Genomic DNA, 19,836 nt, shown 5'->3' on the forward strand with positions numbered 1-19,836 from the left:
AGAACGGGATAAAAGGTGCTAATCGGATAAGTTCCGGGCATGGCATCGCACCGCTTCTCCGCCGCTCTCGCCGCCCTCCTGCTTGCCGGAGGGGCCGCGCCGGTCGCCTTCGCGGCACCGGTCCCCCGGCCCGCTCCCGGTGCCGCCGAGGTGCCGTCGCCCTCCGCCGGGACGTCGGTGGTCACCGTACGGACGGGGGCGGACCGGGAGGGGGACGCGGACGTCACGCCACTGGCGGGGGTGCGGCTGGGGCTGTACGCGACGGAGGAGGCCGGGGAGCCGCTCGGTGCGGCCTGGGCGACGTGCACGTCCGACGCCGAGGGGGACTGCTCCTTCACCGTGCCGGACACGGGCGCGGGCGGGGACAACGAGGGGAGCCGGTTCTGGGTGCGACAGCTGCCGGACGGGGTGCCGGCGGGGTGGTACACGAACCCCTCCCTGCGGACCGGCAAGGGCAGCGGGTCGGGATCCGAGGAGTCGGCCTACCAGTTCCGGACGCCGGCGCTGGAGGGCGGGAGGACGTACACCTCCACCGCCGACTTCATGCGCAGCACCGACTGGGCGGCCACGCCGTACCTCGCCTCCACCGGCACCTGGCAGCAGTCGCGCGTCAACCCGCCGCTGCCCGCCGCCTGCGGCCTCGACGTGGCCGTCGTCCTCGACCTGTCCTCCTCCGTGGGCAGCGCCCTGCCGCAGCTCAAGGCGGCGACGGACAAGCTGACGGACACCCTGACCGGCACGCCCTCCCGGCTCGCGCTCTTCTCCTTCGACCGCAACTCGCCCTCCGCCGGGACCGCCAACCACCCCGACCTGGTGCCGGTGTCGACGGAGGCCGGGGCGGAGGAGTTCAAGGAGCTGTACGCGGGATGGGGCCTCGGCTCCGGCACCAACTGGGACCAGGGCCTCAACGCCGTGGCGCAGGCGGATCCCACGTACGACCTCGTCGTGGTCCTCACCGACGGCAACCCGACCCGTTTCTCCAAGCCCTACCAGGGCGACGGCTCGAACACCCACTTCGCGGACGTCGAGGGCGGCGTCTTCGCCGCGAACGCCGTCAAGGCGCGGGGCGAGAGGGTGGTCGCCGTGGGCGTCGGCAAGGGCGTGGAGGGCGTCTCGGGGCTCAACCTGCGGGCGATCTCCGGCCAGACGGCGTACGACCCGCAGGCGCCGGACCCCGAGGCCGCCGATCACTACCAGACCACCGACTTCGCCGCCGCCGGCGAGGCCCTGCGGAACATGGCCCTCACCCACTGCGACGGAACCCTCTCCGTCATCAAGCAGATCGCCCCCGAGGGCGAGGGCGAGGACGTCACCGGGGCCGAACCGGCGGGCGCCGGCTGGCAGTTCGACGCCTCCACCACGACGGCCGGGGTCGGCGGGCTGCCCGACACCCGGACGACGACGGACGACGGGACCGGCGGCGTCGTCTTCCACCCGACCTTCCCCACCGGCGTCGACGGCGCCGCCGTCACGGTCGCCGAGACCCAGCAGGACGGGTACGAACTCGTCACCCGGGACGGCCGGAACGCCGTCTGCACCGACCTCGACGACGGCACGCCCGTCGCCGTCACCAACACCGGCACGGAGGCCGCGCCCGGCTTCACCGTCCAGGTCCCGAAACTGTCGGCGGTGAGCTGCGTCCTCTACAACCGGCCGGTGACGGAGCCCAGTCCCACGCCGACTCCGACCGAGCCGACGCCCACGCCGACGGAGCCGACTCCGACTCCGACCGAGCCGACCCCGACTCCGACCGAGCCGACCCCGACTCCCACGGAGCCGACCCCGACTCCGACGGAGCCGACGCCGACCCCGACCGATCCCACGCCGACCCCCACGGAGCCGACCCCGACTCCCACCGAGCCCACCCCGACTCCGACCGAACCGACGCCCGCGCCCACGCCCACCACCTCCGTCCCGCCCGGCACCGGCGGGCCCGGTGGGGAGCTGCCGGAGACCGGGGCCTCGCGGGAGGTGTGGACGGCGGCGCTGGCGCTGCTGCTCACCGGCGCGGGGGCCGTCACGACGTGGCGGATGCGGCACCGGAGGCGCGGCTAGTCCTCCCGGACCGGAGCGCCGTCCGCCGCAGCACCAGGCCCGCCAGGGCGGCCGACGCCGCCACGGCCAGGCCGGGGACGAGGCCCGGCGGGCGGAAGGAGCAGGAGAGGACGGGGGCGGTCACGGGGATGGAGAGCAGGCCCGCGTAGGAGTCGGGGGCGCGGCCGTCGCAGGTCCAGCCGGGGACGGCGGGGGCGGCGATCAGCGCCGTGCCGGCCGCGCCGGGCGGGAGGACGGCGGTGAGGCCGGAGGGGGTGGTGCGGACCGAGACGGCCGCCCCGGCCCGGAGGGCCGTCACCGCCGCGCGGAGGCGGGTGCGGTCCAGGCAGCCCAGCTCCGCCGGGCCCCGGCCCGGAGGGACGTGCGGGCGGACGCCGGGGGCGGGCTGCGCGCCGAGGGAGGCCATCGCGGCCCGCCGCTTGGGGCCGCCGCCGAGGAGGCGGACGGGGGGCGCCGGGCCGAGGCGGACGTCACCGGTGCGCTCGGGGGCCCAGAGGAAGACCTCCGTGCCGGTGGGGCAGGCGCCCCCGCGCGGACGGACGTACACCTCGGCGCCCAGCAGGAGTTCCTGGTTGCGGAAGGGGGACGGGCCGAAGGCCGGGGCGGGGGCCGGGGGGCGGACCGTCACCAGCGGCAGCACCGGGCCCGTACGGACGACCCCGCCGTCGCGCCAGCGGGCGCCGACCGCGAACAGGGCGTCCGTCACCGGGTTGTCGAGGGTCTGGAGGGCGCGGCCCCGGGAGGTCCAGCCGCCGCCGAGGGACGTGAGCAGGGCGGTGAGGACGGCGGGGGTGTGGCTGCTGTAGTAGGCCGCGCCCTGGCCGCCGAGGAGCAGCGGGTCGTTGCCCGCGACGCGCGGCAGGCCCGCGTCCGTGCGGTACGCGGGCCAGCCGTCCGCAGCCGCGAGGGCCGCCGCCCGGCGCTGCTGGACGGGGCCGTACGGCGGGTAGTCGTCGAGGTGCGCCAGGCGGGCGCGGTCCGCGTACGCCGTCGTCGCGGCGGCCTGCCCGAGCAGCGTGCCCGTCACGAGCAGCGCGGCGAGCGCCGCGTACCGGCCCCGGCGGGGGAGGGCCAGCGCGGCGGCCGTCGCGGCGAGGCCCGCGAGGCCCAGGAGGAGCGCGGGGCGGGTCGCGAGCGGGCTGGGGAGGGCGGCGGCCGTCAGCGCGAGGACCACCGCGCAGCCCGCCGCCAGGGGCCCGCGGCCCGGCGGGCCGTGCGCGAGACCGGCGTACGCGGCGATCACCAGCAGCCCGGTGAGGACGAAGGTCTGCCGGTACGGGCTGCCGTTCGGCGTGGCGAAGAGGTGCCACACCAGGTGCGTCGGCCCCCACTGGAGGGACGCGGCGACGCCGAGCACGAGCCCCGTCCACACCCACCGCTCCCGGCCCGGCACGTCCCGCCGGAAGGCGAGTGCCGCCGCGAGCAGCAGCACCGGCACGGCGACGAAGGCGGCCGGCGTCGAGAAGCCGTACGTCCCCGGCAGCAGCCGCGCCAGCGCGTCCGCCGCCCCCGCCGCCTCGAAGTCCCGGACGACGCCGGGGTGCGCCTGCCGGGTGGAGAGGAGGACGGGCAGGAGGACGGGCGCGGCCAGGGCCACCCCGAGGGCCACCGTGGTGACGGGGCGGAGGAGGGCGCGGGGCCGGAGCCCGCCGGTCGTCCCCAGGCGGGCCAGGAGGAAGAGGGCCGCGCCGAGGGTCGCCATGTACGCCGTGTAGAAGTTCGCCGTCCAGCAGACCGCGACCGTCAGCACGCCGAGGACCGGGCGGACGCCCCCGCGGGTCCACTCCGCGACCAGGCACAGCAGCGGGAAGGCGATCAGGCCGTCCAGCCACATCGGGTTGTAGGTGCCCTCCACCAGGGACCAGCCGCACAGCGCGTAGGCGGCGCCGAGGACCGCGGGCCACCACGGGGCCGGGGCGGTGGACAGGCGGCGCAGGAGGACGGCGAGGGCGGCGGCGGCCAGGGCCGTCTTGAGGACGGTCAGGGCGTAGAGGGCGTACTCGACGTCCGCGCGCGGCGCCAGGGCGACCAGCGGCGCCAGCGGGCTCGACAGGTAGGTGCCGTAGTCGGGCAGGAAGGACGTGCCCCAGCCCGTGCTCCAGTTCAGCAGGAGCCCGCCGTCGGCGCGGCCGTGCAGCAGGTCCCACAGGTGCGCGTGGAAGGGGAGGAACTGGTTCGCCAGGTCGTTCACGGACCGGTGGCGCGGCCCGAAGGGGAAGACCCGCGCGGCGGCGTCCCCCGCGCAGACGGCGACGGCGGCGAGCAGCCCGGCCAGGACGGCCGCGGCGGGAGTGGCGGCGCCGGCGCGGGGCGCGGGCGCCGGGGACGGGGCCGAGGGGGGCGCGGCCGGAGGAGGCGCGCCGGGCGCGCGCGGGGCGGGGCGCGGGACGGACCACAGGACTTTTCGCAGAACTGTTCGCATGGCGGGTCCGAATATCGCAGCGGCGGAGGGCCCCGGCCCGCCCGGCGCGGGGCAGTTCACGCAATGGTCTTCTGGGCGTCACCCCCGTGGGGCGGGCGGGACACCGCCCTGCCTTTGGGTGTGCCGTGTGCTGCTCTCTCTCGTCGTCCCCTGCTTCAACGAGGAGGACGTCCTCGCCCGCTTCCACGACCACGTGACGAAGGAACTCGACGCCCTGGAGGGCGACTTCGAGATCGTGTACGTGGACGACGGAAGCCGCGACCGGACCCTCCCGATCCTGCGAGACCTCGCCGCCGCCGACCCCGCCCGGGTCCGCTTCGTCTCCTTCAGCCGCAACTTCGGCAAGGAGGCCGCCATGCTGGCCGGCCTCCGGCACGCGGCCGGCGACGCCGTCGTCATCATGGACGCGGACCTCCAGCACCCGCCGGAGCTGGTGCACCGGATGGTCGCGCTGCACGCCGAGGGGTACGACCAGGTCGTCGCCCGCCGCACCCGCGAGGGCGACCGCGTCACCCGCACCCTCACCGCCCGCGTCTACTACTGGGCGATCAACCGGCTCGTCGACGTCGAACTCGTCGACGGCGTGGGCGACTTCCGCCTCCTGTCCCGGCGCACGGTCGACGCGATCCTCGGCCTCGGCGAGTACAACCGCTTCTCCAAGGGCCTCTTCTCCTGGGTCGGCTTCCGCACCACGACCTTCGCCTACGAGAACGCGGTGCGCGAGGAGGGCCGGTCCAAGTGGACCTTCGGCAAACTCCTCAACTACGGCCTCGACGGCCTGCTCTCCTTCAACAACAAGCCGCTGCGCGCCGCCGTCTACCTCGGCCTGCTGCTGGTCTCCGTCGCCCTCGCCTACGCCGGGTGGATCGTCGCCGACGCCCTCGCCCACGGCGTCGACACGCCCGGCTACGTCACCCTCCTCGTCGCCGTCACCGCCCTCGCCGGCGTCCAGATGGTCATGGTCGGCCTGATCGGCGAATACGTCGGCCGCATCTACTACGAGGTGAAGCGCCGGCCCCACTACCTGGTCGCCGAGACGCACACCGGCCGGGAGAAGGAGACGGCCCGGGCCGACACCCGGGGGGCGGGTGCCTCGTTGTGGGAGACGGTCGTCCGGAAGTGACCCCCGTGACGCGGTGACGGGCAAGTTGTCCCTGCGAAGGAGTGGCTACGGCCCCGGCGACTCCCTACCATCGATCACCGCAAGGTCGTCCAACTGACGCACGACCAGCCCGGGAGGCTCCTTTGCACCGCCGCGACCGCCGCCACGACCGTCCCGCACGCCGCACCGCGCTCGTCCTCTCCGCCGCGCTCCTCGCCGGGGCCCCGCTGCTCACCGCGTGCGGCGGCGAGGCCCATCCGGGCGCCGCGGCCGTCGTGGGGGGCGAGCGCATCGACGTCTCCACCCTCCAGGCCCAGGTGAAGGCGGCCCGCGACGCGCAGTCCACGTCCCCGCAGGCCGCCCAGCTGATCGCCGCCACCGGCGACCTCGGGCGGCAGAAGCTCAACGGCCTGATCTTCGACCGGATCCTCGGCAAGGTCGCCGCCGACGCGGGCGTCACCGCCACGCGCGCCGAACTCCAGCAGACCCACGCGGCCTTCGTCCGCGAGAACGGCGGCGAGGAGGGCCTCGCCGCGGTCCTCCTCCAGCAGCAGGGCGTCGCCCCCGGCCAGGTCGACGACGTCGTCCGCCGCAACGTCCTCATGACGAAGGTCATCGAGAAGCTGGGCGTCACCGAGACCCCCGAGGGCCAGAAGAAGCTCCAGGACGTCTTCTCCGAGGCGTCGAAGGCCCTCGACATCGACGTGAACCCGCGCTACGGCGCCTGGGACGACACCAAGGTCCAGCTCGACACCGGCGCGGACACCACGCCGTGGCTCCTGGAGGTCACCCGCGAACAGGCCGCGGCGGGCCCGGAGCAGCTGCCGGGCTGACCGCACGCCGATCCGGGCAGGGCCCGGGACCGCTCCGGGATCGATCCGGGCCGGTCCCGGGCCCTGTCCGGCCGGTCCCGGGGACGATCCCGGAGGGGCCCGGCGGCGGGGTAGGTTCGAGGGGTGACTTCCGAGAACCCCGGCCGCGTCGTCCTGCTCACCGCCAGCCACCGGGTGGCGCCCGGACTGCTGTCCTGGCCCGCCTGGAAGGCACTGCGGGGCGCCGACCGGGTGCTCTGCCCCGACGAGCACCACCCCCAGCTGCCCTACCTGCGGGAGGCGGGCGTCGCCGTCGAGCACGCCCGCCCCACCGCCGAGGAGCTGGTCGCCGCCTGCGCCGGAGGCCGCACCGTCCTCGTGCTGCCCTCCGGCGAGGGCGACGGCGCCCTCACCGACGGGCTCGCCCGGCTCGCCGGCTCCGGCCGGGTCGCCATGCCCGACCTGGAGCTGCTGCCCGGCTCGTACGACCTCCCCGGCGCCCGCCTCCTCGACCTCGTCCAGGTCATGGACCTCATCCGGCGCCGGTGCCCCTGGTCCTCGACGCAGACGCACCGGGGGCTCGCCAAGTACGCCATCGAGGAGGCGTACGAGCTCGTCGAGGCGATCGAGGCCGGCGACCGGCACGAGCTGCGCGAGGAACTGGGGGACGTCCTCCTCCAGGTCGTCTTCCACGCGCGGATCGCCGAGGAGGACCCCGAGGAGCCGTTCTCCGTCGACGACGTCGCCGGCACCCTCGTGGAGAAGCTGATCCAGCGCCACCCGCACATCTTCGGCGACGAGACCGCCGAGACCCCCGAGGACGTCCGCGCCCACTGGCTGCGCGCCAAGGCCGTCGAGAAGCGGCGGGAGTCCGTGACCGACGGGGTGCCCGTCGGCCAGCCCGGCCTCGCGCTCGCCGCCAAGCTCGCGGGCCGCGCCCGCACGGCCGGCCTCGGCGTCGGCCTCCCGGAGGGCGACGGCGTCGGCTACGAACTCCTGGCCCTCGCGGCCCGCGCCGAGGCCGAGGGCGTCGACCCCGAGGCCGCCCTGCGGGCCGCCGCCCGCGCGTACCGCGACGCGATCCGGGCGGCGGAGGGACTGTGAACGGAAGCACCCTGAAGGACCGGTTCCTGAAGCGGCTGCGCAGGCCCCCGTCCGAGGACGGCAACGGGCAGGTGCTCCTGCTCCTCGCCCTGGGGGTGGTCTGGTCGCTGGACGGCGGGGTGTGGGAGTGGCTCCGGCCGCTCGGCTGGCTGATGGCGCTCTGGGCCGCCGAGGAGCTCGTCCGCAGGGCCGTCCGGCGCCGGCGGGCCCGGCGCGGTCCGGAAGGCGCGGCCTAGCGCGGGGCCCGTGCCGCCGGGTCGTGCCAGCGGACGGCGGGGGGCTGGAGGAGCCATTCGGCGCGGGAGGCCGGGCGGGTGGCGAAGCGGCCCGCCGGGGGGAGGACGTCGTGCCGGACCCGGTCCGGCGAGGCGCCCAGCTCGTCCAGGACCTCGGCGACCTCGGCGAGGAAACCGGGCGGGCCCGCCAGGTACACGTCGTGGTCCGGCCAGCGGCCGCAGGACCGCAGCGCGGTGAGGAGGCGCTCGGTGGCCTGGTCGCGGGGGCGGCGCGGGGCCGCGGTGATGTAGGTGACGCTCAGGCCCGGCAGCCGCGCGGCCAGCCGCTCCGTCTCCTCCCGCCCGTACAGGTACTCCCGGGAGCGGGCGACCACGAAGATCCGGCCCGCGGCCTCCGGGTCGGTGTCGGCCGCCTCCTCCAGGAGGGCCTTGACCGGCGCCCAGCCCGTACCGGCGCATATGTAGGTGCGCAGTCCGCCCGGCGCGGTGTGCGAGGTCATCGCCCCGCCGGCGGCGCTCAGCCGCAGCGTCTCGCCCGGCCGGACACCGTCCACCAGGGCCGTGCTCATCGCCCCGCCCCGGATCCGGCTCACGTGCAGGTCGACCGTGCCGTCCTCGCGGGGGGCGTTGCCGAGGGAGTACGTGCGCCACACCCGCGGGACCCGGAGCGAGCTGACGCCGGCGTACTGGCCGGGCAGGTGGGAGAAGGGCATGCGGGGGCGGAGGGTGAGGACGGCCAGGTCGTCGCCGTGCCGCCGGTGGCCGACGACGTCCGCGTCCCACCAGGAGGGTTCCCCGGCCGCGGCGGACTCCTGCGCGCCCTTGAGCATGAGGTCCGCGACGAGGCCGTACGCCTCCGTCCACGCCTTCTCCGCCTCGACCGTCCAGGCGGGGCCCGCGGTGTGCGCGAAGGCGGCGAGCAGGCTCTCGCCCACCGCCGCGTACAGGGCGGGCGTCGCGAGGAACCTGCGGTGGTCGCGCCCCAGCCGCTCCAGATAGGAGGGGAGCGCGGGATCGTCGAGCGCGGTCACCACGTGGGTGAGCGCGGCGAACAGCCGGTCGCGCTGCGGGACCATGTCCTCCGGGAAGAGGGCGCGCACGCCGGGGTTGCGCCAGAAGAGGTGCGAGTAGAAGTACGTGACGGCGTGCTCGGCGCGTCTTTCGACGACCGCGAACGTACTTCTCAGCAGGGGGAGGTCCACGCGGGGAAATGTAGGGCACGGGCCGTCACGACGTGATCACCGGGCGGTGATCACGTCAGGTCGGGGCGGGAGGGGCGGTCGGGGGAGAAGGGGGGAGAAGAGGGGAGAAGGGGAAGGGGGAGGGGGCGGGCGGTACGGTCGGGGCGTGAGTGAAGGACCCGCCCCGATGCCCGATACGCCCGGAACGTCCCGTACGGACCCCGGTTCCTGCCCGGTCTCCGGAACGACCTCCGGGGCCGCCCGCGACACCGCCTCCGGGGCCGCTCCCGAGGCCGGCTCCGGCGCCGCACCGGTCGCCTCCGGGACCGCTTCCGCCCCCGCCCCCGTGCCGGAGCTGTTCAGCTGGGAGTTCGCGAGCGATCCGTATCCGGCGTACGCCTGGCTGCGGGAGCACGCGCCCGTGCACCGGACGCGGCTGCCCAGCGGGGTCGAGGCGTGGCTCGTCACGCGGTACGCGGACGCGCGGCAGGCCCTCGCCGACCAGCGGCTGTCGAAGAACCCGGTGCACCACGCGGAACCGGGCAAGACCGGCATCCCGGGCGAGCGCAGCGCGGGGCTGATGACCCATCTGCTCAACATCGACCCGCCGGACCACACCCGGCTGCGGCGGCTGGTGTCGAAGGCGTTCACGCCGCGCCGCGTGGCGGCCTTCGCGCCGCGCGTGCAGGAGCTGACCGACCGGCTGATCGACTCCTTCGCCGCGCGGGGCAGCGCCGACCTCATCCACGAGTTCGCCTTCCCGCTGCCCATCTACGCCATCTGCGACATGCTCGGCGTGCCCGCCGAGGACCAGGACGACTTCCGGGACTGGGCCGGGATGATGATCCGGCACGGCGGCGGGCCGCGCGGCGGGGTGGCGCGGTCGGTGAAGAAGATCCGCGGGTACCTCGCCGAGCTCATCCACCGCAAGCGCGAGGACCTGGGGCAGGACGACGGGGCGGACGACCTCATCTCGGGGCTCATCCGGGCCTCCGACCACGGCGACCACCTCACCGAGGCCGAGGCCGTCGCCATGTGCTTCGTCCTGCTCTTCGCCGGTTTCGAGACGACCATCAACCTCATCGGCAACGGCACCTACGCGCTGCTGCGGAACCCGGAGCAGCGGGCCCGGCTCCAGTCCTCGCTGGCCGCCGGGGAGACCGGACTCCTGGAGACCGGGGTGGAGGAGCTGCTGCGGTACGACGGGCCGGTCGAGCTGGCGACCTGGCGGTACGCGACCACCGGCCTGACGATCGGCGGGCAGCCGATCCCGGCCGGCGACCCGGTCCTCGTGGTGCTCGCGGCGGCCGACCGGGACCCGGAGCGCTTCGGCGCGCCGGACGTCCTGGACCTCGGCCGGAAGGACAACCAGCACCTCGGGTACGGGCACGGCATCCACTACTGCCTGGGTGCGCCGCTCGCCCGCCTGGAGGGGCAGACCGCGCTCGCCACCCTCCTGACCCGGCTTCCGGACCTGCGACTTGGCGTCGATCCGGACGAACTGCGGTGGCGCGGCGGCCTCATCATGAGGGGATTGCGCACGCTTCCGGTGGAATTCACCCCCTCTGCACACCGGTAAGGCAGATGACGGGGTGTCAGAAATGTGATCTTCGCGTGATCGCGAAGCCATCGACTTGTGACGGACGTTCGAATGCGGCTACGTTCGCGCCAACGTTCGGCCCCATCCCGGCCGTCCCCGCCGTCCCCGCCGTCACGCGAAAGGCCCCGACATGCTTTCCGGAAACGGACGACACCGCCGACCCCGCCAGGCACCCGCGATCGTCGTCACCGCCGGAGTGACCGGATCCGCCCTGGCCCTGCCGCTGCTCGCCACCGGCTCCGCCTCCGCCGCCGACGCGGCCACCTGGGACCGGGTCGCCGCCTGCGAGTCCGGCGGGCAGTGGAGCGCCAACCTCGGCAACGGCGCGTACGGCGGCCTCCAGATGACGCAGGAGGCGTGGGAGCGGCACGGCGGACTCGCGTACGCCCCCAGCCCCGACCTCGCCAGCCGCGCCCAGCAGATCGCCGTGGCCGACAAGGCCCTCGCCTCCGGCAGCACCGACTGGGCGACCTGCGCCCCCATCGCGGGCCTGACGAACGACGGGAAGGCCACCGGCGTCGAGCCCGGCCCCGCCGTCGCGCAGGAGGACGAGGGCGGAGTGGCGCCCGAGTCGAACCGGACGGGCGGTGCCGACGCCGGCGCGGCCACCGGCACGCAGGAGAAGACGGAGGCCGCGAGGGCGGAGGAGACGGCGAAGGCCGCCGAGGCCGCCGAGAAGGCGGCGGGGAGCGGCACCACCGCGCCCGCGGCCCCCGTGAAGCCCACCGCCCCCGCCGGCTCCGCCGCGCCCGTGACGCCCGCCCCCGGCGGGACGGCCACGCCGCCGCCCGCGACCTCCGCGCCGGACGCCCCGGACGCCTCCACGGGCACGCCGGGCACCCCGGACGCGCCGGACGCCTCCGAGGGGACCCCGGCGGCTCCCGGGACCCCCGTCGCCCCCGAGGCCCCGGTGACGCCCGACACCCCCGTGACCCCCGGTACGGACGGGTCTGACGCGTCGTCGGCCACGCCCGGCAGTGGCAAGCACCGGGGTGACGCGGCCACGGAGGAAACCGACGTAACGGACACCTCCCAGGAAACCGGGCGTCACGCCGCAGCGGCGGACAAGGTGGCATCGACCACCGTCAAGCAGGACGCAAGTGACGCATACACCGTGCGTCCGGGTGACAGCCTGTCGGAGATCGCGCAGGCGAACGACCTCCCCGGCGGCTGGGACGCCCTCTACGACGCCAACCGGCAGACGGTCGGCGCCGATCCGGATCTCATCCTCCCTGGTCAGAGCCTTGAGCTGACGGACCCTCCGACGGAGAAGTGAGGCCGTTTCAGGGTTGTATGTCCGCTTTTGGGAAAGTGAGACATGGGTCTCTTCGCCTCAACTGGCGTGTCACGCCCGCAAACTTTGCTCCCGTCAGCCCTCACCTGCGCAAACGAGGTCTGACGGGGTGCAAGTAAGGGCGTTTTGTCCGACGTAAGCCTCTTTGAACTTCGAGCACCTGTGTGTCTACGGTCGTCACCGCTCGCCACCGCGGGCCCCGTCGACCGAAACGCCGAGTCCTGCCGTCGGCCGCCGGGAATTGTCGTCGCGAAAGCGCCGCAGGCAGGAGTGGGGGACCCAAGGTTCGTGCCGGTCCCGGCCGTTGAGACAGACGGCCGACGACCGGCTAGGGGTGAAGCCGCACGCAAGGACGTGTGGCCGGGCGAACTCTTCAAGCCCGAACCCGACAGCTCACCTCACAGGCGTCGGTGAAGAGGAAACTCCATGCTGTTCTCCGGCACGGGCAAGCGTCGTCGTCCCTCCAAGGCCACCCGCGTCGTCGCCCTCGTCGGCGTCACCGGCGCGGCCGTCGCCGCCCCGCTGATGGCCGCGGGCACCGCTTCCGCCGCCACCTCCTCCGAGTGGGACCGCGTCGCCCAGTGCGAGTCCGGCGGCAACTGGTCCATCAACACCGGCAACGGCTACTACGGCGGCCTCCAGTTCTCGGCCTCCACCTGGGCCGCGTACGGCGGCACCGCCTACGCCCCCACGGCCAACCAGGCCAGCAAGTCGCAGCAGATCGCCGTCGCCGAGAAGGTCCTCGCGGGCCAGGGCAAGGGCGCGTGGCCGAGCTGCGGCGTGGGCCTCTCCGGCGCCTCCTACGACGGCGGCTCCGCCGAGGCGGCCCCCCAGCAGAGCGCCCCGAAGCAGAGCACCCAGCAGCAGAGCGCCCCGCAGCGCACCGCCGAGCAGCCCGCCACCCGCAGCGAGCAGCGCCAGGCCCCGAAGCGCACCACCACCCAGGCCGCCCCGCAGGCCGCCGCCAAGAAGACCGTCACCACCCCGACCGGCAAGAAGGTCAAGAAGGGCGACGGCGAGTACAAGGTCGTGGCCGGCGACACCCTCAGCAAGATCGCCAAGGCGCAGGGCGTCCAGGGCGGCTGGGCGAAGCTCTTCGAGCTCAACGAGGACGTCGTCGAGAACGCCGACCTGATCTACCCGGGCCAGCAGCTCCACCTGAAGTGACCCCCGCGGCACCGGTGAGTCCGGCGGCTCACCGGCGCCCGGCGACCCTCCCGCGGTGACCACCCCGGTCCCGAGCCCCTTCCCCCGTGGCTCGGGACCGGGGTTCTGCCGTTACTGTCCAGTAGATCCCGGGTCTTTCGTCCCCTGATACGTGCTCTTGGGCCCTTTTTCGTCCCAGGGGACGGGCGGTCGGCTGGCCGGAGCGCCGGAGCCGGTTAGGCTCTTGTCGCAAGGCGAACGAGACCTTGCGACCCATGCGTCACACCTAGCGTCACATCCCAGAAGGAGATGCTCGTGCCGTCCATCGACGTCGTCGTAGCCCGGGAAATCCTGGACTCCCGAGGCAACCCCACGGTCGAGGTCGAGGTCGGCCTCGACGACGGCAGCACCGGCCGTGCTGCCGTGCCGTCCGGTGCCTCCACCGGTGCGTTCGAGGCCCTGGAGCTTCGCGACGGTGACCAGAACCGCTACCTCGGCAAGGGTGTCGAGAAGGCCGTCCTCGCCGTCATCGAGCAGATCGGCCCGGAGCTCGTCGGCTACGACGCCACCGAGCAGCGCCTGATCGACCAGGCCATGTTCGACCTGGACGCCACCCCGGACAAGTCCTCGCTCGGCGCCAACGCCATCCTCGGCGTCTCCCTCGCCGTCGCGCACGCCGCCTCCGAGGCCAGCGACCTCCCGCTCTTCCGCTACCTGGGCGGCCCGAACGCGCACCTGCTGCCCGTTCCGATGATGAACATCCTCAACGGTGGGTCGCACGCCGACTCCAACGTCGACATCCAGGAGTTCATGATCGCCCCGATCGGTGCGGAGTCCTTCTCCGAGGCGCTGCGCTGGGGCACCGAGGTCTACCACACCCTCAAGTCCGTCCTGAAGACCAAGGGCCTCTCCACCGGCCTCGGCGACGAGGGCGGCTTCGCCCCGAACCTCGGCTCCAACCGTGAGGCGCTCGACCTCATCCTGGAGGCCATCAAGCAGGCCGGCTACGTGCCCGGCAAGGACGTCGCCCTCGCCCTGGACGTCGCCGCCTCCGAGTTCTACAAGGACGGCAAGTACCTCTTCGAGGGCAAGGAGCGCTCCGCCGCCGAGATGACGGAGTACTACGAGGAGCTCGTCGCGGCCTACCCGCTCGTCTCCATCGAGGACCCGCTCTTCGAGGACGACTGGGCCGGCTGGAACGTCATCACCGAGCGCCTCGGCGAGAAGGTCCAGCTCGTCGGCGACGACCTCTTCGTCACCAACCCCGAGCGCCTCGCCCGCGGCATCGAGGAGAAGTCCGCCAACGCCCTCCTGGTGAAGGTCAACCAGATCGGCTCGCTGACCGAGACCCTCGACGCCGTCGAGCTCGCCCAGCGCAACGGCTTCAAGTGCATGATGTCCCACCGCTCCGGCGAGACCGAGGACGTCACCATCGCCGACCTCGCCGTCGCCACCAACTGCGGCCAGATCAAGACCGGCGCCCCGGCCCGCTCCGAGCGCGTCGCCAAGTACAACCAGCTGCTGCGCATCGAGGAGATCCTCGACGACGCCGCCGTCTACGCCGGCCGCAGCGCCTTCCCGCGCTTCAAGGGCTGACCTGCCCGGCACCCGTAGTTGCCCGCGTCCCCGCACACGGTCCCGTACCGTGTGCGGGGACGTACGCGCGATCAGGGGAGGCGGGACGGCATGGCCGTGAAGAACGGGGACCGGTTCTCGACCGCGACCCGGATCAGGCTGCTCGGCGAGCAGACCGCGGCCCGCGTCTACCGCTCCCAGACCCGCCGCCAGGCCCGGCGCTCCCGGCTCACCGGCCGCGCCGCCTTCCTCGCCCTCGTGGTCTGCTCCCTCGTCGTCGCCCTCGCCTACCCGATAAGGAGCTACGTCTCCCAGCAGGGCGAGATCGAGGAGCAGGAGCGCAGGGCCGCCGAGGCGGCACAGCGGGTCGAGGAGCTGCGGGACGAGAAGGCCCGCCTCCAGGACCCGGCCTACGTCCGCCGCCTCGCCCGCGAGCACCTCCACTACCTGCTCCCCGGCGAGACCGGCTTCACCGTGAACGACCCCGGGGCGGCCGACCGCCCACGCGCCGACCAGGGCACCGCAGAGCGCCCCTGGTACGACAACCTCTGGGACGGCGTCGACAACGCCGACCGCCACTGACCGACCCGACTCAGGATCCACGATGGAAACGCCCCCTCCGCAGACCGCACGCACCGAGCCCACCGACGCGGACGTCGCCGCCTTCGAGGCGCAGCTGGGCCGGCCGCCGCGCGGCCTGCGCGCCATCGCCCACCGCTGCCCCTGCGGCAACCCGGACGTCGTCGAGACCGCGCCCCGGCTGCCCGACGGCACCCCCTTCCCGACCACGTACTACCTCACCTGCCCCCGGGCGGCCTCGGCCATCGGCACCCTGGAGGCCAACGGGGTCATGAAGGAGATGCAGGCCCGGCTCGCCACCGACCCGGAGCTCGCCGCCGCCTACCGCGCCGCGCACGAGGACTACATCGCCCGCCGCGACGCCATCGAGGTGCTGGAGGGCTTCCCCAGCGCCGGCGGCATGCCCGACCGCGTGAAGTGCCTGCACGTCCTCGTCGGCCACTCGCTGGTCGCGGGCCCGGGCGTCAACCCGTTCGGCGACGAGGCCCTGGCGATGCTCCCCGAGTGGTGGGCGAAGGGCCCGTGCGTGAACCCGTGCGCGGACGAGGAAGAGGGGAAGGGCGAGTGACCCGGGTCGCCGGAATCGACTGCGGCACGAACTCCATCCGCCTCCTCGTCGCCGACGTGCACCCCGGGACGGGGGAGCTCGTCGAGCTGGACCGGCGGATGACGATCGTCCGGCTCGGCCAGGGCGTCGACAGGACCGGCCGGCTCGCCCCCGAGGCGCTGGAGCGGACCTTCGCCGCCTGCCGCGAGTACGCCGCCGTCATCGAGGAGCTGGGCGCGGAGCGGATCCGCTTCGTCGCCACCTCCGCCTCCCGCGACGCCGAGAACCGTCAGGACTTCGTCGACGGGGTCGTGGCGATCCTGGGCGTCGAGCCCGAGGTCATCAGCGGCGACCAGGAGGCCGCGTTCTCCTTCGCCGGCGCCACCGGCGAGCTGCGCGGCGACGACCGCCGCCTGGTCGTGGACATCGGCGGCGGCTCCACCGAGTTCGTGGTGGGCAACCGCCACGTCGAGGCCGCCCGCTCCGTCGACATCGGCTGCGTCCGGCTCACCGAGCGGCACGTCCGGCACGACCCGGTCACCGCCGAGGAGGCCGAGGCGATCCGCGCCGACGTCCGCGCCGCCCTCGACCTCGCCGCCGAGGCCGTGCCGATCGCGTCGGCCGACACCCTCGTCGGCCTCGCCGGCTCCGTGACCACCGTCGCCGCCATCGCCCTCGGCCTGCCCGAGTACGACTCCGCGAAGGTCCACCACTCCCGGATCTCCGCCGAGCGGGTCGCCGAGGTGACCGGGATGCTGCTCGCCTCCACCCACGACGAGCGGGCCGCGATCCCCGTGGTCCACCCCGGCCGGGTGGACGTCATCGTGGCCGGCGCGCTCGTCCTCCAGGAGATCGTGGAGCGGGTCGGAGCGGCCGAGGTCGTGGTCAGCGAGCACGACATCCTCGATGGGATCGCCCTATCCGTGGCATAGCGGGCAGCTATCGAGGGGTCCGGCGACACCCTGTCGGAAAAGCTTCGTGAAGTTCTTCACAAGGAAAAGGGTCCTGATGGCACCCGAGGAAGGTCTTAGGGCCTCCCGAGGGGGTCATCAGGACCCTTTCGCAGGTGTGGAGGCCACTTCGCTCGAAGTTTCCATCGTGTGAACGCACCCGCTGGTCCGACGTTAACGGGGGCTCTCCCGGCCAGTTCAGGGGCGGTGAACAACGTTCACCAGTGCACTCCGGTTCCTTTGCAGGAACATGATGTGGATCACGTGGGCGGCGGAGTGTAGCAGAGCACCCCGAAGAGCTTGTGAAGGGGCGCACGAGGTGCCCCCCTGCCGTGGGTGGATACTCGATGCCATGAGCACCACGGAGCGTCCCAGGATCCTCATCGTAGGCGGCGGGTACGTTGGCCTGTACGCCGCGCGGCGCATCCTCAAGAAGATGCGTTACGCCGAGGCGACCGTCACGGTCGTCGACCCGCGGTCGTACATGACGTACCAGCCCTTCCTCCCCGAAGCCGCCGCCGGCAGCATCTCGCCGCGCCACGTCGTCGTCCCGCTGCGACGCGTCGTGCGCGGAGCCGAGGTGCTCACCGGCCGCGTCACCACCATCGACCAGGACCGCAAGGTCGCCACGATCGCGCCGCTCGTCGGCGAGGCGTACGAGCTGCCCTTCGACTACCTGGTCATCTCGATGGGTGCCGTCTCCCGCACCTTCCCGATCCCCGGCCTCGCCGAGCAGGGCATCGGCATGAAGGGCATCGAGGAGGCCATCGGTCTGCGCAACCACGTCCTGGAGCAGCTGGACAAGGCCGACTCCACCACCGACGAGGAGGTCCGCCGCAAGGCCCTGACCTTCGTCTTCGTCGGCGGCGGCTTCGCCGGCGCCGAGACCATCGGCGAGGTCGAGGACATGGCCCGCGACGCGGCCAAGTACTACACGAACGTCTCCCGCGAGGACATGCGCTTCGTGCTGGTCGACGCCGCCGACAAGATCCTCCCCGAGGTGGGCCCCAAGCTCGGCCAGTACGGCAAGGAGCACCTGGAGAGCCGCGGGATCGAGATCTACCTGGAGACCTCCATGGACTCCTGCGTGGACGGCCACGTCGTGCTCAAGAACGGCCTCGAGGTCGACTCCAACACCATCGTGTGGACCGCCGGCGTCAAGCCGAACCCGGCCCTCGCCCGCTTCGGCCTCCCGCTCGGCCCCCGCGGCCACGTGGACTGCAACGAGAAGCTCCAGGTCAACGGCATGGACTACGTCTGGGCCGCGGGCGACAACGCCCAGGTCCCGGACCTCGCCGCGATGAAGGCCGGCGTCCCGGCCGAGCGCGCCTGGTGCCCGCCGAACGCCCAGCACGCCCTGCGCCAGGCCAAGATCCTCGGCGACAACGTCGTGTCCGGCATGCGCGGCTTCCCGCAGAAGGAGTACAGCCACGCCAACAAGGGCGCCGTGGCCGGCCTCGGTCTGCACAAGGGCGTCGCCATGATCGTCATGGGCAAGTTCAAGATCAAGCTCAAGGGCCGTCTCGCCTGGTACATGCACCGTGGCTACCACGGCATGGCGATGCCGACCTTCAACCGCAAGATCCGCGTCTTCGCCGACTGGACCCTCGGCATGTTCCTCAAGCGCGAGGTCGTCTCGCTCGGCGCCATGGAGACGCCGCGCGAGGAGTTCTACGAGGCCGCCAAGCCCGCCCCGGCCCCCGCCGCGGCGAAGGCCCCGGAGAAGGCCAAGGCGTCGTAACACCCCCGGCAGTACCGAAGGGCCGTCCGTCATCCGTGGTGCGGGCGGCCCTTCGGCGTGTTCTCGGCGCGCTTTGCCGAGTCCTTGCGCCGCGGCGGGATGGGAAACCCCTACCGACGGTGTTCCCTTGGTGACGGACAAGCCTGGGGCAAGGACCACGGAGGTGTTTCACCATGGCCGACGCCGCGACGCGGCTCGCGACTCTCGCCGAGGATCTGCTGGGAAGTCCCCTTCCGGTGCGGCTGCGCGCCTGGGACGGCAGCGAGGCCGGCCCGGCCGGAGACGGACCCGTGCTCGTGATCAGGGACCGCAGGGCGCTGCGCCGGATGGTCTGGAAGCCCGGCGAACTGGGCCTGGCCCGCGCCTGGGTGGCCGGCGAGCTCGACGTCGAGGGAGACCTCTACGAGGCCCTGGACCGGCTCTCCGGACTGATCTGGGAGCGCGACGGGGACGGCGGCGGCCTGCTCTCCGCCGTACGGGACCCGCGCGTGCGCGCCGCCGCCGGACGGCTCCTCCGGCTCGCCGGACCGCTGCCGCCGCCGAAGCCGCCGGCCGAGGAGGCCCGCGGCCACGGCGGCCTGCACAGCAGGCGCACCGACCGGCGGGCGATCAGTCACCACTACGACGTGGGCAACGACTTCTACGCGCTGGTCCTCGGCCCGTCGATGGTCTACTCGTGCGCCTACTGGACCGAGGACGGCACGCTGGAGGAGGCCCAGCGGCACAAGCTGGACCTCGTCGCCCGCAAGCTGGCCCTGAAGGAGGGCGACCGGCTGCTCGACGTGGGCTGCGGCTGGGGCTCGATGGCCCTCCACGCGGCCCGCGAGTACGGCGCCCGGGTCGTCGGCATCACCCTCTCCCGCGAGCAGGCCGCCTTCGCCCGCAAGCGGATCGCCGAGGAGGGGCTCACCGACCGCATCGAGATCCGCGTCCAGGACTACCGGGACGTGACGGACGGCCCCTTCGACGCGATCTCCTCCATCGGCATGGCGGAGCACGTGGGAGCCGTGCGGTACCGGGAGTACACCGACCTCCTGTACGGCCTCCTGAAGCCCGGCGGGCGGCTCCTGAACCACCAGATCTCGCGCCGCCCCGAGCCCGACGAGGAGGCGTACCACGTGGACCCGTTCATCGACGCGTACGTCTTCCCCGACGGCGAACTCGCGCCCATGGGCCGCACCCTGACGACCCTGGAGGACGCGGGCTTCGAGGTCCGGGACGTGGAGGCGATCCGGGAGCACTACGCGCTGACGCTGCGCCGGTGGGTGGCGAACCTGGAGGCGGACTGGGACCGCGCGGTCCGGCTCGTCTCCCCGGAGCGGGCCCGGATCTGGCGGCTGTACATGGCGGCCTCGGCGGTCTCCTTCGAACGCAACAGGATCGGCGTCAACCAGTTCCTGGCGGTGCGGACGCCGGTGTCGGGGACGAGCGGGCTGCCGCTGCGGACGCGGGAGTGGACGGAGTAGGGAAAAGGGAGGAGGGCCGGCCCCCG

Annotated in this window: 16 protein-coding genes and 1 riboswitch; of the genes, 14 read left to right on the plus strand and 2 right to left on the minus strand. The window is 73.7% G+C overall.

Annotation, left to right across the window (positions count from 1 at the left end):
- Positions 1–39 precede the first annotated feature (39 nt).
- Positions 40–2,055: a vWA domain-containing protein gene (locus IE326_RS15445; RefSeq protein ID WP_190041790.1), complete on the plus strand. Its 2,016-nt coding sequence runs from the start codon at positions 40–42 to the stop codon at positions 2,053–2,055.
- Here IE326_RS15445 and IE326_RS15450 read toward each other — a convergent pair.
- Positions 2,018–4,477, minus strand: a complete 2,460-nt coding sequence (locus IE326_RS15450; protein ID WP_190041791.1) for a YfhO family protein — start codon at positions 4,475–4,477, stop codon at positions 2,018–2,020. The genes IE326_RS15445 and IE326_RS15450 overlap by 38 nt on opposite strands.
- Before the next feature lie 127 nt (positions 4,478–4,604).
- On the opposite strand from IE326_RS15450, the gene IE326_RS15455 reads away from it, so the two are divergent.
- From IE326_RS15455 to IE326_RS15470, 4 genes are all read left to right on the plus strand, one after another.
- Positions 4,605–5,600 carry a glycosyltransferase family 2 protein gene (locus IE326_RS15455; RefSeq protein ID WP_190041792.1) on the plus strand — a complete coding sequence of 332 codons (996 nt, stop codon included), beginning with the start codon at positions 4,605–4,607 and terminating at the stop codon, positions 5,598–5,600.
- A gap of 122 nt (positions 5,601–5,722) precedes the next feature.
- Entirely contained in the window at positions 5,723–6,412 is a 690-nt protein-coding gene (locus tag IE326_RS15460) for a SurA N-terminal domain-containing protein (RefSeq protein WP_150228561.1), read from the plus strand.
- Between the two features lie 123 nt (positions 6,413–6,535).
- Positions 6,536–7,495, plus strand: coding sequence for a nucleoside triphosphate pyrophosphohydrolase (locus IE326_RS15465; RefSeq protein WP_190041793.1), 960 nt, complete (start codon positions 6,536–6,538; stop codon positions 7,493–7,495).
- Positions 7,492–7,731 (plus strand): hypothetical protein, encoded by a 240-nt coding sequence (locus tag IE326_RS15470; RefSeq protein WP_190041794.1) that lies wholly within the window; start codon positions 7,492–7,494, stop codon positions 7,729–7,731. Before IE326_RS15465 ends, IE326_RS15470 begins: the two co-directional genes overlap by 4 nt.
- Here IE326_RS15470 and IE326_RS15475 read toward each other — a convergent pair.
- Positions 7,728–8,933, minus strand: a complete 1,206-nt coding sequence (locus IE326_RS15475) for a globin domain-containing protein (RefSeq protein ID WP_190041795.1) — start codon at positions 8,931–8,933, stop codon at positions 7,728–7,730. The genes IE326_RS15470 and IE326_RS15475 overlap by 4 nt on opposite strands.
- 166 nt (positions 8,934–9,099) lie before the next feature.
- Here IE326_RS15475 and IE326_RS15480 point away from each other — a divergent pair, with 166 nt between their 5' ends.
- The 9 genes from IE326_RS15480 (at position 9,100) to IE326_RS15520 (ending at position 19,810) form a co-directional block, all read left to right on the plus strand.
- Positions 9,100–10,491 (plus strand): cytochrome P450 family protein, encoded by a 1,392-nt coding sequence (locus tag IE326_RS15480; RefSeq protein WP_150232763.1) that lies wholly within the window; start codon positions 9,100–9,102, stop codon positions 10,489–10,491.
- Positions 10,492–10,642: 151 nt separating this feature from the next.
- Complete coding sequence (locus IE326_RS15485; RefSeq protein WP_190041796.1) at positions 10,643–11,788, plus strand: LysM peptidoglycan-binding domain-containing protein; 1,146 nt, start codon at positions 10,643–10,645, stop codon at positions 11,786–11,788.
- A 264-nt stretch (positions 11,789–12,052) separates the two neighbouring features.
- Positions 12,053–12,228, plus strand: a riboswitch (cyclic di-AMP (ydaO/yuaA leader).
- Between the two features lie 4 nt (positions 12,229–12,232).
- Complete coding sequence (locus tag IE326_RS15490; protein ID WP_190041797.1) at positions 12,233–12,973, plus strand: LysM peptidoglycan-binding domain-containing protein; 741 nt, start codon at positions 12,233–12,235, stop codon at positions 12,971–12,973.
- Between the two features lie 288 nt (positions 12,974–13,261).
- Positions 13,262–14,548, plus strand: a complete 1,287-nt coding sequence (gene eno, locus IE326_RS15495) for a phosphopyruvate hydratase (RefSeq protein WP_030754763.1) — start codon at positions 13,262–13,264, stop codon at positions 14,546–14,548.
- A gap of 90 nt (positions 14,549–14,638) precedes the next feature.
- The gene (locus IE326_RS15500; RefSeq protein WP_030754765.1) at positions 14,639–15,109 is read left to right on the plus strand and encodes an FtsB family cell division protein; all 471 of its coding nucleotides are present in this window, start codon (positions 14,639–14,641) and stop codon (positions 15,107–15,109) included.
- Between the two features lie 22 nt (positions 15,110–15,131).
- A complete protein-coding gene (locus IE326_RS15505) occupies positions 15,132–15,674 on the plus strand; it encodes a DUF501 domain-containing protein (RefSeq protein ID WP_150228549.1) in 543 nt (180 codons plus the stop codon).
- Positions 15,671–16,585 carry a Ppx/GppA phosphatase family protein gene (locus tag IE326_RS15510; protein WP_150228547.1) on the plus strand — a complete coding sequence of 305 codons (915 nt, stop codon included), beginning with the start codon at positions 15,671–15,673 and terminating at the stop codon, positions 16,583–16,585. The genes IE326_RS15505 and IE326_RS15510 overlap by 4 nt, the downstream gene beginning before the upstream one ends.
- Positions 16,586–16,955: 370 nt before the next feature.
- Positions 16,956–18,344, plus strand: a complete 1,389-nt coding sequence (locus tag IE326_RS15515) for an NAD(P)/FAD-dependent oxidoreductase (protein ID WP_190041798.1) — start codon at positions 16,956–16,958, stop codon at positions 18,342–18,344.
- 173 nt (positions 18,345–18,517) lie between these two features.
- Complete coding sequence (locus tag IE326_RS15520; protein WP_150228543.1) at positions 18,518–19,810, plus strand: class I SAM-dependent methyltransferase; 1,293 nt, start codon at positions 18,518–18,520, stop codon at positions 19,808–19,810.
- The last annotated feature ends 26 nt before the right edge of the window (positions 19,811–19,836 follow it).

The sequence above is a fragment of the Streptomyces filamentosus genome (assembly GCF_014654895.1).
GTDB classification, from domain to species: domain Bacteria; phylum Actinomycetota; class Actinomycetes; order Streptomycetales; family Streptomycetaceae; genus Streptomyces; species Streptomyces filamentosus.